This window comes from Pseudomonas sp. S1_G07, from assembly GCF_054668565.1.
Genome location: NZ_CP162778.1, coordinates 124,476 through 140,247, shown reverse-complemented (window position 1 = coordinate 140,247; position 15,772 = coordinate 124,476). Strand labels below are relative to the sequence as shown.

Below are 15,772 nucleotides of genomic sequence, written 5' to 3'. Positions count from 1 at the left end.
AAGGCTCTAGACCAACGTAGGGGGGTGGCCTTTAAGGCCAGGGGCGCTAAACTCCGGGTGGCTGTCCTTTCTGTCCACCCTGGCTGGAATATAAAAATGAAAAATAATAATAGCCTGCTACGCCACCTACCCTGGCTGGTGCTGGCAATTGTAGGCGCGTGCGCCCTGGGCGTAGTGGCCTTGCGCCGCGGCGAGGCGATCAACGCCTTGTGGATTGTGGTCGCGGCAGTGGCCATTTATCTGGTCGCTTATCGCTACTACAGTCTGTTCATCGCTAACAATGTGATGCAACTGGATCCACGGCGGGCTACCCCCGCAGTGCTCAATAACGATGGTCTGGACTATGTGCCGACCAACAAACACATCCTTTTCGGTCACCACTTTGCGGCGATTGCCGGTGCAGGCCCGTTGGTCGGCCCGGTACTGGCGGCGCAAATGGGTTACCTGCCGGGCACCCTGTGGCTGATAGCCGGGGTGGTGCTGGCCGGTGCGGTGCAGGACTTCATGATCCTGTTCCTGTCCACTCGTCGTAACGGCCGTTCCCTGGGGGATATGGTGCGTGAAGAGATGGGCCGCATCCCGGGGACCATCGCGCTGTTTGGCTGCTTCCTGATCATGATCATCATCCTTGCGGTGCTGGCGCTGATCGTGGTCAAAGCCCTGGCCGAGAGCCCATGGGGCATTTTCACGGTGATGGCGACCATCCCGATCGCGATGTTCATGGGCATCTACATGCGCTACATCCGCCCGGGCCGCATTGGTGAAATTTCGGTCATCGGCGTGCTGTTGCTGCTCGGTTCGATCTGGCTGGGCGGGCAGATTGCCGCTGACCCGGTCTGGGCCAAGGCTTTCTCCTTCACCGGGATCCAGATCACCTGGATGCTGATCGGCTATGGCTTCGTTGCTGCCGTGCTGCCGGTATGGCTGATCCTCGCACCGCGTGACTACCTGTCTACTTTCCTCAAGATCGGTACCATCATCGCCCTGGCAATCGGCATCCTGGTCACCATGCCAGACCTGAAAATGCCGGCGCTGACCCAGTTCATCGACGGCACCGGCCCGGTTTGGAAGGGCGGCCTGTTCCCGTTCCTGTTCATCACCATCGCCTGTGGCGCGGTTTCGGGCTTCCACGCGCTGATCTCCTCGGGCACCACGCCCAAGTTGCTGGCCAGTGAAAGCCACGCCCGTTACATCGGTTACGGTGGCATGCTGATGGAGTCGTTCGTAGCCATCATGGCGATGGTTGCCGCGTCGGTGATCGAGCCAGGCGTGTACTTCGCCATGAACAGTCCGGCCGCGATTGTCGGCAGTGACGTGGCCACCGTGGCGCAGACCGTCAGCAGCTGGGGCTTTGCGATTACGCCTGAGGCGTTGTCAGCCGTGGCCCATGACATCGGCGAAAGCACTATCCTGGCCCGTGCCGGCGGTGCGCCGACCCTGGCGGTCGGTATCGCGCAGATCCTGCACAGTGTGCTGCCGGGTGAAAACACCATGGCATTCTGGTATCACTTTGCGATCCTGTTCGAAGCGTTGTTCATCCTGACCGCCGTCGACGCCGGTACCCGCGCCGGTCGCTTCATGCTGCAGGACCTGTTGGGCTCCTTCGTGCCGGCGCTCAAGCGCACCGAGTCGTGGACCGCCAACCTGATCGCCACGGCCGGTTGCGTGGCCATGTGGGGTTACCTGCTGTACCAGGGCGTGATCGACCCACTGGGCGGCATCAACACCTTGTGGCCGCTGTTCGGTATCTCCAACCAGATGCTGGCGGGTATCGCGCTGATGCTGGCCACCGTCGTGCTGATCAAAATGAAACGCCAGCGCTACATCTGGGTGACCATGCTGCCGGCGGTATGGCTGCTGATCTGCACCACCACGGCAGGCTTCATCAAGCTGTTCGACGCCAACCCGGCGATCGGCTTCCTGTCGCTGGCCAAGAAGTACAGCGATGCCCTGGCCAATGGCCAGATCCTCGCCCCGGCCAAAAGCATCGACCAGATGCAGCATGTGATCTGGAACGCCTACACCAACGCAACGCTGACGGCGCTGTTCCTGTTCGTGGTATTCAGCATCCTGTTCTATGCGCTCAAGGTTGGCGTCGCCGCCTGGGGCAACAAGGAACGTACGGATAAAGAAGCTCCGTTCCAGGCTGTACCGGACGCGTGATCGAGGATTGCAGCCATGTTCAATGACATCAGTCGCCTCGGTAAATACCTCGGTCAGGCCGCGCGCCTGATGGTCGGCATGCCCGACTACGACACCTACGTCGAGCATATGCAAACCAAACACCCGGACAAGCCGGTGATGGACTACAAGGCGTTCTTCCGGGAACGCCAGGAAGCCCGTTACGGCGGCAAGGGTGGGCCCAAGTGCTGTTAAGTTGGTAAAACCGCTTTACCTGTAGGAGCGAGGGGGACGCCTAGTTCTTGCTCGCGAAAAACGCAAGGACACCACGTGCATCCAGATAGCACGGGTTATCGTTGACGTTCTTCGCGAGCAAGCTCGCTCCTACAGTTGTTTTTGCCTCCCCATTTTTCAGGAGAACTGTCTTTGTCCTCTCCCATTCCCGTCACCGTCCTCAGTGGCTTTCTCGGCGCCGGCAAGACCACGTTGCTGCGCCATCTGCTCAAGGCCGAGCACGGCTTGAAAATCGCCGTGATCGAAAACGAATTCAGCGACGCCGGTATCGACACCCAGCTGTTGGGCGCCGAGCCCGTGCAAGTCATGACCCTGTCCAACGGCTGCGTGTGCTGCACCATCCACACCGACCTGACCAAGGCCCTTTACCTGCTGCTGGAGCGCCTGGACAGTGGCGAGATCGCCTTCGACCGCCTGGTGATCGAGTGCACCGGCCTCGCCGACCCGGCGCCGGTGGCCCAGACGTTTTTTATCGATGAAGAACTGCGCGAGCGCTACATCCTCGACGGCATCATCACCCTGGTGGACGCGGCCCACGCCGAGCATCATCTGACCCAGACCATCGCCCAGGCGCAGATCGGCTTCGCCGACCGCCTGCTGGTAAGCAAGCGTGACCTGGTGGACGACGCGACGTTCGAGGCCCTCAGCGAGCGCCTCACCCGTATCAACCGCCGCGCGCCGATTCGTGTGGTCGACCACGGCGACATCGACCTGGCCGAACTGCTCGATGTGCGCGGCTTCAACCTCAATGCCGGCATGAGCCTGCGCCCGGTCAGCGCCGCGCCGTCCGTCGACCGCATTTCCAGCCTGGTGCTGCGCACCGAGCAGCCGCTGGATATCGATCGTCTCAGCGAGTTCATGAACGAACTGCTCGAAGATCACGGCAAGCAACTGCTGCGTTACAAGGGTGTGCTGAATATTGCCGGGGAGGACCGACGCATGGTGTTCCAGGGCGTGCTGAAACTCTACGGCTTCGACTGGGATACCGAATGGGCCGAGGGGGAACTGCGGGAGAGTGTGATCGTGTTTATTGCCGATGAGTTGCCGGAACAGAAAATTCGCGACGGCTTCGAGCGGGTTTACCAGGCGTAAAAAAACCACCTGTGTAGGAGCGAGCTTGCTCGCGAGAAAACGTCAACGATAACGCGTACATCCTGGATGTACGCGTTGCCTGTGAGTTATTCGCGAGCAAGCTCGCTCCTGCAGGTGGGCTGCAATCAGGCGCCGTATACCGGCAGCTTCTTGCAGATGGCCTTGACCTTCTCACGGACTGCGTCGATCACGGCTTCGTTGTTCAGGTCAGCCAGGATGTCGCAGATCCAGCCGGCCAGTTCCTTGCACTCTGCTTCCTTGAAGCCACGGGTGGTCACCGCCGGGGTGCCGAAGCGCAGGCCCGAGGTGACGAACGGCGAACGTGGGTCGTTCGGTACGGAGTTTTTGTTCACGGTGATGAAGGCTTTGCCCAGGGCAGCGTCCGCATCTTTACCGGAAATGTCCTGCTTGATCAGCGACAGCAGGAACAGGTGGTTTTCAGTACCGCCGGATACCACGTCAAAGCCGCGTTCGATGAACACGCCGGCCATGGCCTTGGCATTCTTCACCACTTGTTGCTGGTAGGTCTTGAACTCAGGCTGCAAGGCTTCCTTGAAGCAGATCGCTTTAGCGGCGATCACGTGCTCCAGCGGGCCACCCTGGGCGCCTGGGAATACCGCGGAGTTCAGCTTCTTCTCGATCTCGGCGTTGGCGCGAGCCAGGATCAGGCCGCCACGTGGACCGCGCAGGGTCTTGTGGGTGGTGGTGGTGACCACGTCGGCGAAGGGAACCGGGTTCGGGTAGACGCCAGCGGCGACCAGGCCGGCTACGTGGGCCATGTCGACGAACAGGTACGCGCCCACCTTGTCGGCAATTGCGCGGAAGCGTGGGAAGTCCAGGATCTGCGAGTAGGCAGAGAAACCGGCCACGATCATTTTCGGCTTGTGCTCGACCGCCAGGCGCTCGACTTCGTCGTAGTCGATCAGGCCGTTGGCATCGATACCGTATTGCACGGCGTTGTACAGCTTGCCGGAGGAGGAGACGCTGGCGCCGTGGGTCAGGTGACCGCCGTGGGCCAGGCTCATGCCCAGGATGGTGTCGCCGCCTTGCAGCAGGGCCAGGTACACGGCGCTGTTGGCTTGGGAGCCGGCGTGCGGCTGGACGTTGGCGTAATCGGCGCCGAACAGCTCTTTGGCTCGATCAATAGCAAGCTGCTCAACCACGTCGACGTACTCGCAACCGCCGTAGTAGCGCTTGCCTGGGTAGCCTTCGGCGTACTTGTTGGTCAACACCGAACCTTGAGCCTCCATCACCGCGGGGCTGGTGTAGTTTTCCGAAGCGATCAGCTCGATGTGCTCTTCCTGGCGCACGGCTTCTTGCTCCATGGCGGCGAAGAGATCGGCGTCGTACTTGGCAATGGTCAAATCACGGCTGAACATGGCGGTCCTCAAGGATCGGGGGCAGAAAAGGAGGGCATTCTAACCCAGGCGCTTGTCAGAAGGGATATGAAACATAATCATGGCGATGAAGCGCCAGCTTCAAGTTGCAAGCCACAAGCTACGAGTAAAAGCAGTTCGTTTCTTCTTGCCGCTTATAGCTTGAAGCTTGCCGCTGCCCTCTTCATGTTCGATTGATTGGGGCCAACAGCTCCAATCAATCGAACATGAAGAGGGCATCATTGCTGAACTGCGCCTCGAACCGGTTCGCCGGCATCGGCCGCCCGAACAGGTAGCCCTGCACCTCATCGCAACCGTGCTCTCGCAGAAAGTCCAATTGCTCATGGGTTTCCACGCCTTCGGCGATGACCGCCAGGTTCAGGCTGTGGGCCATGGCGATAATGGCGCGGGCGATCTGCGCATCCTGCTCGCCGGAGGGCAGGCCGTCGACGAAGGTGCGGTCGATTTTCAGCACGTCGATCGGGAACTGCTTGAGGTAGTTGAGCGACGAGTAACCCGTGCCGAAGTCGTCCACCGCAATACTCAAGCCCAGGTTTTTCAGGCTGTCGAGGATGTGCATGGCTTCGTTGACTTCGCGCATCAGGATACTTTCGGTCAGTTCCAGCTCCAGGCACGCCGGCGGCAGGCCGGTGTCCTTGAGGATGGTGGCGATACGCGTGCCCAGTTGGCCGTCGGAGAACTGCCGCGCGGAGATGTTCACCGAGACTTTCGGTACCCGCACCTTGTTCTGGTGCCAGGTCTTGAGCTGGCGGCAGGCTTCGCTGAGCACCCAGTCGCCGACATCCACCACTAGGCCCAATTCTTCCAGCACCGGGATAAAGTCCCCCGGCGGCACCAGCCCGCGCCGCGGATGGCGCCAGCGCAGCAGGGCCTCGGCGCCGGTCAGGCGTTTGCCGTCGCCGCTGAACTGCGGTTGGTAATAGAGCACGAATTCGTTCTGGTCGAGGGCGTGGCGCAGGTCGCTTTCCAGCTCCAGGCGTTCCAGGGCACTGGCGTTCATGTCGGCCTGGTAGAACTGGAAGTTGTTCTTGCCGCGTTCCTTGGCGTGATACATCGCGGTGTCGGCGTTTTTCATCAGCTGGCTCAGCTCGTTGCCGTCCTGCGGGCTGAGGGCGATGCCGATACTGGCGGTCACAAAGAATTCGCGGCCTTCGAGCACGAAGGGCCTTACCAGGCTGGCGAGGATTTGCTCGGCCACATGAATCGCGCGGTTGAGCGCCATCTCACGGTTGACCCGGGGCTGCAGGAGCAAGGTGAACTCGTCGCCCCCCATGCGCGCCACGGTGTCGTCTTCGGCCACGCAACCGAGCAGGCGGGTGGCCATTTCCTTGAGCATGCGGTCGCCGGCGGCGTGGCCCAGGGAGTCGTTGATCGGCTTGAAGCGGTCGAGGTCGAGAAACATCAGCACCACCCAGGACTTCTGCCGCTCGGCCGACTGCAACGCGGTGTGCAGGCGGTCCTGGAACAGCGTGCGGTTGGGCAGGTGGGTCAGGGCGTCGTAATAGGCCAGGCGGTGGATGCGCTGCTCGCTGGCCTTGCGCTCGCTGATGTCACTGAAGAAACACACGTAACTGGCCAGGTCGCCTTCGTCGTCGAACACGGCGGTGATGCCGACCCAGGCCGGGTAATGCTCGCCGTTGCGGCGCCTGAGCCACACTTCGCCTTCCCAGGTACTGTGCTGGTGCAGTTGCTTGAGTACATAGCGCAGGTGGGCTTCCTGTTGTTCGTCGACGGTGAGCAAGTTCGGCAATTGGTCGAGCACATCGCTCACCGCATACCCGCTGACGCGGCTGAACGCTTCGTTGGCCTGCACGATGTAACCGGCGGGGTCGGTGATCAGGATCGCCGACGTGGAGTGCTCGAATACCGTGGCGGCCATGCGCAGGTCTTTCTCGGCGCGGCGCTGCTGGCTGATGTCGCGGCCTACGCCGAGGATGCCTTCGAAGGCGCCGTGTTCGTCCCACACCAGCACCAGGCGCAACTCGATTGGCACTTTTCGGCCGTCGGCGCGCAGGCAGTCGAACAGGAACAGCTGGGTCTGCACCTCATCACGCAGCTTGGTCAGCGCCTCGGCGTCGCCCAGTGCGCGGCTGACCTGTTCCACCAGGGTGTAAATACCGGCCAGTTGCTGCGGGTTGGCGATGATCGATTGCCAGCCGTTCTTGAACACCCAATCCACGTCATAGCCCAACACTGCGCTGACCGACGGGCTGACGTAATTGAGGGCCAACTGGCTGTCGGTGGAACAGATCACGTCGCTGATGCTTTCGGCCAGCATCCGGTAGCGCTGCTCGCTGTCGCGCAGGGATTCACTGGCTTCGATCTGATCGGTGATGTCCTTGGCCACGCCGATGATGCGCGTGACCTGGAGGCTGTTGTTCCGGGCCAGGGCCTGCTCGCGAATGTCGAAACGCCGCCATTGATGGCTGCGATGGCGCAAGCGCAGCTGGCAGTGCAACTGCGTCGTATAGCCGGCCTGGCGCTGCTGTTGGCGCAAGTCGTGGTAATGCTCGGCATCTTCGGGGTGCAGCAGGATTTCCCAGAAGTACTCGCCCATCTGTTGCAGTTCGGCCTGTGTATAACCGAGGGTCTGGCCCAGGTGGTGGTTGCTGAAAATCATGCGCTGGCTGATCGCATCCTGCACATACAGGTGGTCGGGTACTGTGCGGATCACGTCGGACCAGAAACTCTCGCGCTCCACCAGTGACAGCTCGATCAACTTGCGGCTGGTGATATCACTGATGCTGAGGATCACGGCCTTGAAATCATCCTGCTGCTCCGGCAGGCGCATCACCAGCCACAGGTATTGTTCGGTGCCGGCCACGTCCTTGAGCTGGATCTCCAGCTCGAGCTGGGGCTGCTGGGTCAGGACGGCTTCGAGCACTTGGTAACCGATGGATGTGGCATCACGCGGGTAATCACCGATCAGACGCTCCCAGGCCTCTTCGCATGAGCCCACGTTCAACAGGCGCACCGCGACCTGGTTGATCTCGGTGATACGCAGTTCCTTGAGCAACTGCCGGCATTCCGGCGGGTTGCCCCCCAGCCAGGCGTGCAGTTGCTCGCGGGTCCGTACATGCGCCTTGTCAAAGAACGCATTCAGGCCCGACAGGTCCAGCACGCACAGGGCGACGCCGGTGCCTTCGAAAATATCCTGGTAGCGTCGCCGGCCTTCATGCACCTGGCGCTGACGGCGGCGCATGTTCAGCAGAACGATCACCGGGATCATCGAGAAGGCCAGGCCCAACAGGCATTTGCCGATGAACGCCGGCAGCAGTTGCTCCAGCACGGCCGAGCGGTCGAACAGCCCGCGCAATTGCCAGTCGCTTTTGCTCAGGGGCGTGACCAGCACACTTTTATTCAGTTCGTCCGGGGTCAGGGCGTTGGCCCATTGCGCCGGCATGCCGCTGTCGCGGCTGACCACGCGCTGGTTCACGCGGTTCTCGATGGCCCACATGGGGCGCAGGCCCTGGCCCTCCTGGCGTGTCAGATTGGTCAGGTAGCTGGGCGCCAGGCGCAACGCCCAATACATTCTCGAGCCGCCGCTGGGCTGGTGCAGCAGCAGGTAAATGATCGTCCCGTCGTTGTCGTTGCTCAGGTAATAGGACTGGCCGTGGCTGCGCTGTACCAACGCTTCGAGCCAGGTGCTGTCCTGGCTGTCAGGGGCGCTGTCGCTGATTATCGCGCCGCTGGGGGCTAGCAGGGCGATGCTGCGCAGCTCCGGTAGCGAGCGCTGCAAGGTGCGTATCAACGCTTGTTGCTGTTCGCTGTCATGCGGCGGCTCGACCATCGGCAGCAGGTTGAGGGCGATTTTGGCGCTCAGGGCCATGTTCAGGCTGATCTGCTCAGCCAGGTCGGCGCTGTAGTCGATGGTGTATTGCTGCTGGTTTTTCTGGTTTTGCTGCAGTTGGTCCAGCAGTTGCCAGAACAATAACGCAAGCAGCATGAGGACAAGCGTCGCCAATGCGCCTTTGACGGTGCCGTGCAGGGGCGCTCCCGGCGCTATATGAGCGGCGCGCAGGGGAGTTGGCGACGTGACTTTGGACAAACTGTGATCCTGCGGTTTGGCTGGACTGGCGCGCGACGTGCACTATAAGCCGGACGCCCGAAGGGCGGCTAGCATGCCTTGACTTGTGGCAAAGTGCCAGCCCTGCTTGGCTGGACTGACCAAGCGCATTCAGGTAGCTTTGCCGGTTACGCAGGGCGTTCCAGCCCCAGATATTCAGGCTTTATTTCCGCTCGCTGGCATTGATGGTAGTCAACGGCCCGCGCGGCGCACGGCCTGGCCCGGGCTTCGCCCGCTCAATTCATCAGTCACTGACGCTAGGTTCACCATGGCTCAATACGTCTTCACCATGCATCGGCTGGGCAAAGTTGTCCCTCCGAAGCGGGAAATCCTGAAAAACATTTCATTGTCCTTCTTCCCTGGCGCCAAGATCGGCGTGCTCGGTCTCAATGGATCGGGTAAATCCACACTGTTGAAAATCATGGCCGGCGTCGACACCGAGTTCGAAGGCGAAGCCCGCCCGATGCCCGAGCTGAACATTGGTTACCTGCCCCAGGAGCCGCAGCTGGACCCGGCCAAGACCGTGCGTGAAGTGGTCGAAGAGGCCGTCAGCGTGATCAAGGACGCCCAGGCGCGCCTGGACGAGGTCTACGCCGCCTACGCCGAGCCGGATGCCGACTTCGACAAGCTGGCCGCCGAACAGGCCAAGCTCGAAGCCATCCTGCAGGCCGGCGACGGTCACAACCTGGAGCGCCAGCTGGAAGTGGCCGCCGACGCGCTGCGCCTGCCGGCGTGGGACGCCAAGGTCGAGCACCTGTCCGGTGGTGAAAAGCGTCGCGTGGCCCTGTGCCGCCTGCTGCTGTCGGCCCCCGACATGCTGCTGCTCGACGAACCGACCAACCACTTGGACGCCGATTCCGTCGCCTGGCTGGAACACTTCCTTCACGACTTCCCAGGCACCGTGGTTGCGATCACGCACGACCGTTACTTCCTGGACAACGTCGCCGGCTGGATCCTCGAACTCGACCGTGGCGCCGGTATCCCTTACGAGGGTAACTACTCCGGCTGGCTGGAAGCCAAATCCGACCGTCTGGCCGCCGAATCCAAGCAGCAGTCGGCCCACGAAAAAGCCATGAAGGAAGAACTGGAGTGGGTGCGCAAAGGCGCCAAGGCTCGCCAGTCCAAATCCAAGGCACGTCTGCAACGCTTCGAAGAAATGCAGTCGCAGGAATTCCAGAAGCGCAGCGAAACCAACGAGATCTACATCCCGGCCGGCCCGCGCCTGGGCGACAAGGTCATCGAGTTCAAGAACGTATGCAAAGGCTATGGCGACCGCGTGTTGATCGACAACCTGTCGTTCTCCATGCCCAAAGGCGCGATCGTCGGCGTAATCGGGGGTAACGGTGCGGGTAAATCCACCCTGTTCCGTATGCTGATGGGCAAGGAAACCCCGGACTCCGGCAGCATCGAGATCGGCGAAACCGTGCAATTGGCCTGTGTGGACCAGAGTCGCGACGACCTCGACGGCAGCAAGACCGTGTTCCAGCAGATTTCCGACGGCTCCGACCAGATCCGCATCGGCAACTATGAGATCCCGTCGCGCACCTACGTCGGTCGTTTCAACTTCAAGGGCGGCGACCAGCAGAAATTCGTCAAGGACCTGTCCGGTGGTGAGCGCGGTCGTCTGCACCTGGCCCTGACTCTCAAAGAGGGCGGCAACGTGCTGCTGCTCGACGAACCGTCCAACGACCTCGACGTTGAAACCCTGCGTTCCCTGGAAGAAGCCCTGCTGGACTTCCCGGGCGCCGCCATTGTGATCTCTCACGATCGGTGGTTCCTTGACCGCGTCGCGACTCACATCCTGGCATACGAAGATGACTCGCAAGCGGTGTTCTTCGAAGGTAACTACACCGAGTACGAAGCCGACCGTAAAAAGCGCCTGGGCGAAGCGGCTGCCCAGCCGCACCGTGTACGGCACAAGAAACTGGCCTGATTCGGGTTGGTGTTTGAAAGAGCGGAGCCTGCGGGCTCCGTTTTTTTTGTCCGTTTTTTCAGCTATACCGCGTTGACTTGATTCGCGAGCAAGCCCGCTCCCACATTCAGACCGCATTCCACTGTTGGAACTCGAGCAAATGTGGGAGCAACTGTCTTGATGACCATAATTTGGACATCTCCACAGACAGCCAAACTCCCACAGCTGCACGCTGTCCGGTTCGGGCAACATGGCGCAATACGCGGCGCACAAGGTCATGGACCTGGGGGCAAGGTGATTTCCCTGTCCGATTCCGAAGGCATGTTGTACGCCGAAAGTGGGTTGACCGAGGCGCAATGGTCGGCCCTGCTGGAACTGAGGCGTGGCCGTGAGTGGCCTGGAAATGTCGCAGAACGCCATCGCCTGCTGTGGACCGCCGGTGAAGTGGACAGCAAGCTGCAGTCGATCCACCAGGCGTGCGTGCACTACGGCGAAGAGAACGGCCAGGTCAACTATGGCAAAGGGGCGAACATCGCAGGCTTTGTGAAAGTCGCCGACGCGACGCTGGCCCAAGGCATCGTCTAGGCCTCGGCTTCGATGCGCAGCACTTCGATCAGTTGGTCGCCGACGGGGCGCTTCCACAGCACCTCGTCGCCCACCTGGGTGCCCAGCAACGCGCGGCCCAGTGGCGAACCCCAGTTGATCAGGCCTGCGCTGGCGTCGGCCTGGTCCTCACCGACCAACTGGATGCGCTGCTGTTCATCCTGCTCATTGGCAAAGGTTACCCAACTGCCGATCTGCACTTTGTCGGTGGAGGTGGCCGGCGCCACCACCTGGGCGCTTTGCACCCGCTGGTTGAAATAGCGCAGATCCCGCTCAAGGTCGGCCTGGCGCTGTTTATCGGCCTGCTCACCCTTGGCGGACTCGGCACTGTGTTCGGTCTGCAATTGCGCAACCTTGGCCTGCAATTGCGCCAACCCTCGCGCGGTCAGGCGATTGGGTTGCTCACTGACCTGACGCTCCACCGGCTGATCGGCCTGGGCGGCGGCGTTGTCTTCATTTACAAAAGCTCGGCTCATGGTGCTCTCCTTCTATGAAGCTTAGGCCATGGTCGCCGCGCTTTAGTTTCGATGGATGTCTGAAAGCGACCTATTGCGAGCGATAGGATCGCGCCGCATCGCGATCCTTCTCCTGCTGCCAGGCGCGCTCGCGGTCGTCCCAGTGATTGTTCTTATAGTCGCGCAGTTCCTCGTTCTCACGCATGGCCTTGCACTGGCGGAAACCGTCCTCCCAGCCTTCGGCATAGACCCGGTCTTTCAGATAACGCGGTACGTCCTTGCGAAACGCCCCGGTAATCACCCCGGCGGCCTGGCGACCGCTGCTGCAGCCGTCGTCAAAGCCATCGGCGAAGGCGGGCGGATAGCCCCTGGCGAGCAATTCCTGATGGGTGGACTGACAACCCGACAGCCACACCACCGCACACAGCATTACCGCATACCGCCACATTGCTAGCTCCCTGGCCGTTTCTCGGCTGATAGGGGAAGTCTAGATAGGGATTCATGGGGGGGATGTGAAAGCGGTGTGAGAAATATGTGGAGGCGGTCACGGCGGCACGCCCCCTGGCCACTGCGGCTATGTCGTCAGCGCCGCATGCTCGGCCAACTCCTGCTGGATAAACGCCGCAATCATTGCTCGGTACACCTGTTCGGTAACGTCCGGGTTGGCGCCCAGCGTGTGTGACAAGTCCCGCACCTTGGCGATCACCTGTTCAACCCGCTGCGGCGCCTTGACGCCATCGGTGTCTTTTTTGAAACGAGCGGCTTGGGATACGTAGCCGCCACGTTCAGCCAGCAGGCTGACGATTTGTTGGTCAAGGCGATCAATGTTGTCGCGAACTTCTTCAAGGGTGGTGCAGGTAACGGCCATGTTGAGTGAACTCCTGATTGTGCGGGCAATGCTAACAAAATGTGGGAGGGGGCTTGCCCCCGATGGCAGAGTGTCAGTCACTCAATACTGCACTGAAACACCGCCATCGGAGGCAAGCCCCTAATGCCGGTCAGTTAAGGGACAGAACGGGCAACCAGTAACCTGTGGCGAGCGGGCTTGTCGAATCGTCGCACCGCCCGCGTTGGGCTGCGGAGCAGCCCCAAAACCAGGCGCAGATGAGTGCCTGATACGCCGCATTCGTCTTCATCAGGGGCGCTTCGCACCCCAACGCGGGGCAAGCCCGCTCGCCACAGTTACAGTGTTCATCCTTAACTGACTGACATTGGGGCAAGCCCCCTCCCACATTTTTGATTTTTGCCTGGCGTTGGTCAGTAGTGATACCACTTCACCTCAAGCATCACTTCATTGACCGGCGTCGACAAGTGGCTGTATTCGCGCTGTGCACTCAGGCGCAGGCCCAGGTTGCGGGACAGTTCCCACTGTTGGTTCAGGCTGATGCTGCGCCGCACTTCGCCATTGGTGAAGAAATCGCCCTTGGCTTCCAGGCTCAGGTTGCCCAGCGGGTTTTTCCACAATACGCCGGTGTTGAAGCCGGCGGCGGGGGAGATGGCTTCGCTGAAGTCGTTGTTGTGTTCCACGCGCACGGTGCCGAGGGCGAAGCCGAGCATGTCGTCGCGCAGCTGCCAGGTGCCGCCGGCACCGCCGTTGACGTGGGCAACCAGGGTTTCATCGTCGTGTTTGCCCGGTACACGTTCCAGGCCGCCGGTGACTTGCCATGACCACGGCTGCAGCAGGGCGTTACGTGGGGTCAGGGAGCGGATGGTGGCGAGGTCCAGTTGCTGCAGTTGCCAGTGATTACCTTCGTACTGGCGCAGTTTCATTTGCAGGATTTCAATCTGCGCGCCGAGGGGGAAGCCTTCGGCGTTGTCGTTGAGGTCGTGGTAGGCCATGCGCAGGCCGTATTCACCGAAGGCCTTGTCACCACGGGTGCCGATGCCGGCCTGCCAGGTGCGCGATTGATGACCGTTTTCCGGCAGGCCAGGGGGCGTGATCTTAAGGTCGGGCGCGGGGTTCTGGTTGATTGCGCGCAGCAGTTCGAAACTGCGTTGGGAGCGTTCGGTGTCGCGCTCCAGGCCATTGGCGCGGTAGCGGCCCAGGCGGTAGGCGGCATCGATGATCAGGGCCTGGCGGTCACGGGGCAAGGCCTTGAAGGTGGGCTCTTGCAGTTGTTTCTGGTCGTCGCTGACCTTCAATACCCATTGCTGTTCATCGCTGTCCAGTGGCTTGGCGCGTTCCAGGAGCTCGCGTTCACGCGACGGCCGGTAGTCGATCTTCTCGACCAGGCCGGCGTCTTTCACCGCCTTGACCGTGTCGGTGGGAATGGCGGTCAGCGGGAATTGCTCGGTCAGGCGCAGGCCGGGGCGGGCCACTTGCAACAGTTCCAGCAGGCGATAGGAGCAGTTTTCATCGAAGAAAAAGTAGTCGAACTGGATCTGCTTGAGTTCCCACACGTGCTCGACCATGCGCTCGGTCTCGACCTGGGTGAGGTTGAGGCGGTATTCCCACAGGTCGCGGTTTTCCAGGCTGCGGTACTCGGAGAGTTTTTCCTGGTAGGGCACCAGGGCGAACAGGCCGGGGTAGCCGCCCATCAGGCCTTTCCAGGCATAGAGGATGCTGTTGTCCGAGCCTTCGATATAGGCGCCGAAGTTGATCGCATAGCTGAGCAGCGCGGTGTTGTTGCTCTGCACGTCAGCCTGGTCGATACGCAGCAGGGTGTGGCCGAACATCGACGACGGGCTGTTGAGGTAGGCCGCCGGGAAGATCATCACCGCGCTATGGGGGGCGACGTCCTTGAACCATTGCTTGAATTCTTTGCAGTCCACGGCGGGCAGGTCGGTCAGGTGCAACTGATCCTTGAGCCAGCGGGTACGTGCGGGGTAAACGCATTGGGCGTGTTTTTCACCCAGGCTGGCCGGGGAATAGAGCGCTTCAACGGTGGCCTTAAGTTCGGCATCCGGGTGGTGGGCGCCATCGGCGGCGAGGAAGAATTTCCTGTCGCTGACATAGCTGCGCCAGCCCTTGAGCTTGCCGGCTTCGTAATGGCCTAGAGAGAGCCAGAACGGATCATTGGCCAGTTGCTGCAAACGTTGATCATCAAGATGCGGCGCCGCGTACAGCGGGGCGCAGGCGAAGAGTGCCAGCCAGGCAAAGCGTTTGAGCATAGGAGCAACTTAAGTCGGAAATTAGAGAGACCCAAGGGGATGCGGGTCCAAAAATAAAACCCGCGCCTGGGGAGGCGCGGGCAGATCGAGCTTAAGCCTGGGTCGCGTATTTCGCCAGACGGGCATCGCTTTTAAGTACAGCCAGGGTGTTGTTGTGCACGTCTTCGGCGGTCACATCCGCTTTGCTGAAGATCTGCTGGAAGTGTTCGTGAGCCACGGCCGCGAAGTGCTCGCGATCTTCCGGCGCAACGCCCAGTACCACGGCATAGGTGGTCAGTGCTTCGCCATTACCCTTGGCCATGTCTTCGGACAGCTCGTTCATCATGCCATTCATGGCAATCCAGGACTTGCCGCCGTAGGTGAGTGCGCTGTTGGTGCTGCAACCGTTGGTGCCCGAGGTCATGCCGAAGGTGGCGTTACCCGAAGTGCCGTTGGTGGTGGAGGCCAGGAAGTGAGCCGGAGTACCACGCTGGCCTTCGAACAGCATGTTGCCCCAGCCACAGTTAGGGCCACCTGGCGATTCAGCCATTGCATTGAGGGAGACGACGGTGAAGAGAGTACCGAGAAGGATCCGTTTCATAGCTTTGTTCTCTTTGTGTGCAAACCAATGGACAAGGGTTCAGGCACTTCATAGCGCCCCAGGGATCGGTTATTAGCCCAACCCGCGCAGTTTGGAGTTTAGGCACGTTCCAAGGGTTCCGTGGTTTTTTATAAAACAATC

At 61.0% G+C, this 15,772-nt stretch carries 11 protein-coding genes and 1 pseudogene; 5 read left to right on the top strand and 7 right to left on the bottom strand.

All coding sequences use genetic code 11. The features are described 5' to 3' along the window. The first annotated feature begins 96 nt into the window (after positions 1–96). From AB4O05_RS00590 to yjiA, 3 genes are all read left to right on the top strand, one after another. Complete coding sequence (locus AB4O05_RS00590; protein ID WP_460133855.1) at positions 97–2,163, top strand: carbon starvation CstA family protein; 2,067 nt, start codon at positions 97–99, stop codon at positions 2,161–2,163. Between the two features lie 15 nt (positions 2,164–2,178). Further along, positions 2,179–2,376: a YbdD/YjiX family protein gene (locus AB4O05_RS00585; RefSeq protein ID WP_003194308.1), complete on the top strand. Its 198-nt coding sequence runs from the start codon at positions 2,179–2,181 to the stop codon at positions 2,374–2,376. A gap of 171 nt (positions 2,377–2,547) precedes the next feature. Next, positions 2,548–3,507, top strand: coding sequence for a GTPase (yjiA, locus tag AB4O05_RS00580; RefSeq protein ID WP_460133856.1), 960 nt, complete (start codon positions 2,548–2,550; stop codon positions 3,505–3,507). A 125-nt stretch (positions 3,508–3,632) separates the two neighbouring features. Here yjiA and glyA read toward each other — a convergent pair whose 3' ends face one another. Both glyA and AB4O05_RS00570 read right to left on the bottom strand, forming a co-directional pair. After that, a complete protein-coding gene (glyA, locus tag AB4O05_RS00575) occupies positions 3,633–4,886 on the bottom strand; it encodes a serine hydroxymethyltransferase (RefSeq protein ID WP_017528864.1) in 1,254 nt (417 codons plus the stop codon). Between the two features lie 214 nt (positions 4,887–5,100). Further along, positions 5,101–8,952, bottom strand: a complete 3,852-nt coding sequence (locus tag AB4O05_RS00570; RefSeq protein WP_460133859.1) for a sensor domain-containing protein — start codon at positions 8,950–8,952, stop codon at positions 5,101–5,103. A 286-nt stretch (positions 8,953–9,238) separates the two neighbouring features. Between AB4O05_RS00570 and ettA the strand changes: the two genes are divergently transcribed. Beyond that, on the top strand, positions 9,239–10,903 hold the full coding sequence (gene ettA / locus AB4O05_RS00565; protein ID WP_017528862.1) for an energy-dependent translational throttle protein EttA: 1,665 nt from the start codon (positions 9,239–9,241) through the stop codon (positions 10,901–10,903). Between the two features lie 211 nt (positions 10,904–11,114). After that, positions 11,115–11,467: pseudogene (locus AB4O05_RS00560) on the top strand (hypothetical protein); the annotation flags it as partial. On the opposite strand, the gene AB4O05_RS00555 reads toward AB4O05_RS00560, so the two are convergent. From AB4O05_RS00555 to AB4O05_RS00535, 5 genes are all read right to left on the bottom strand, one after another. Then, on the bottom strand, positions 11,464–11,961 hold the full coding sequence (locus AB4O05_RS00555) for a GreA/GreB family elongation factor (RefSeq protein WP_460133861.1): 498 nt from the start codon (positions 11,959–11,961) through the stop codon (positions 11,464–11,466). The pseudogene AB4O05_RS00560 and the gene AB4O05_RS00555 overlap by 4 nt on opposite strands. 70 nt (positions 11,962–12,031) lie before the next feature. Beyond that, positions 12,032–12,388, bottom strand: coding sequence for a hypothetical protein (locus AB4O05_RS00550; protein ID WP_460133862.1), 357 nt, complete (start codon positions 12,386–12,388; stop codon positions 12,032–12,034). Between the two features lie 126 nt (positions 12,389–12,514). Continuing rightward, positions 12,515–12,808, bottom strand: coding sequence for a chorismate mutase (locus AB4O05_RS00545; protein WP_460133864.1), 294 nt, complete (start codon positions 12,806–12,808; stop codon positions 12,515–12,517). Positions 12,809–13,197: 389 nt separating this feature from the next. Further along, complete coding sequence (locus AB4O05_RS00540; protein WP_460133865.1) at positions 13,198–15,051, bottom strand: Lnb N-terminal periplasmic domain-containing protein; 1,854 nt, start codon at positions 15,049–15,051, stop codon at positions 13,198–13,200. Positions 15,052–15,142: 91 nt separating this feature from the next. Next, the gene (locus AB4O05_RS00535; RefSeq protein WP_460133866.1) at positions 15,143–15,631 is read right to left on the bottom strand and encodes a DUF3015 domain-containing protein; all 489 of its coding nucleotides are present in this window, start codon (positions 15,629–15,631) and stop codon (positions 15,143–15,145) included. Positions 15,632–15,772: the final 141 nt, after the last annotated feature.

Excerpts from the sequence above, each read along its gene's own strand:
- AB4O05_RS00590 (WP_460133855.1), top strand. The coding sequence starts at position 97 with ATGAAAAATAATAATAGCCTGCTACGCCACCTACCCTGGCTGGTGCTG.
- AB4O05_RS00585 (WP_003194308.1), top strand. The coding sequence starts at position 2,179 with ATGTTCAATGACATCAGTCGCCTCGGTAAATACCTCGGTCAGGCCGCG.
- glyA (WP_017528864.1), bottom strand. The coding sequence starts at position 4,886 with ATGTTCAGCCGTGATTTGACCATTGCCAAGTACGACGCCGATCTCTTC.
- ettA (WP_017528862.1), top strand. The coding sequence starts at position 9,239 with ATGGCTCAATACGTCTTCACCATGCATCGGCTGGGCAAAGTTGTCCCT.
- AB4O05_RS00555 (WP_460133861.1), bottom strand. The coding sequence starts at position 11,961 with ATGAGCCGAGCTTTTGTAAATGAAGACAACGCCGCCGCCCAGGCCGAT.
- AB4O05_RS00550 (WP_460133862.1), bottom strand. The coding sequence starts at position 12,388 with ATGTGGCGGTATGCGGTAATGCTGTGTGCGGTGGTGTGGCTGTCGGGT.
- AB4O05_RS00545 (WP_460133864.1), bottom strand. The coding sequence starts at position 12,808 with ATGGCCGTTACCTGCACCACCCTTGAAGAAGTTCGCGACAACATTGAT.
- AB4O05_RS00540 (WP_460133865.1), bottom strand. The coding sequence starts at position 15,051 with ATGCTCAAACGCTTTGCCTGGCTGGCACTCTTCGCCTGCGCCCCGCTG.
- AB4O05_RS00535 (WP_460133866.1), bottom strand. The coding sequence starts at position 15,631 with ATGAAACGGATCCTTCTCGGTACTCTCTTCACCGTCGTCTCCCTCAAT.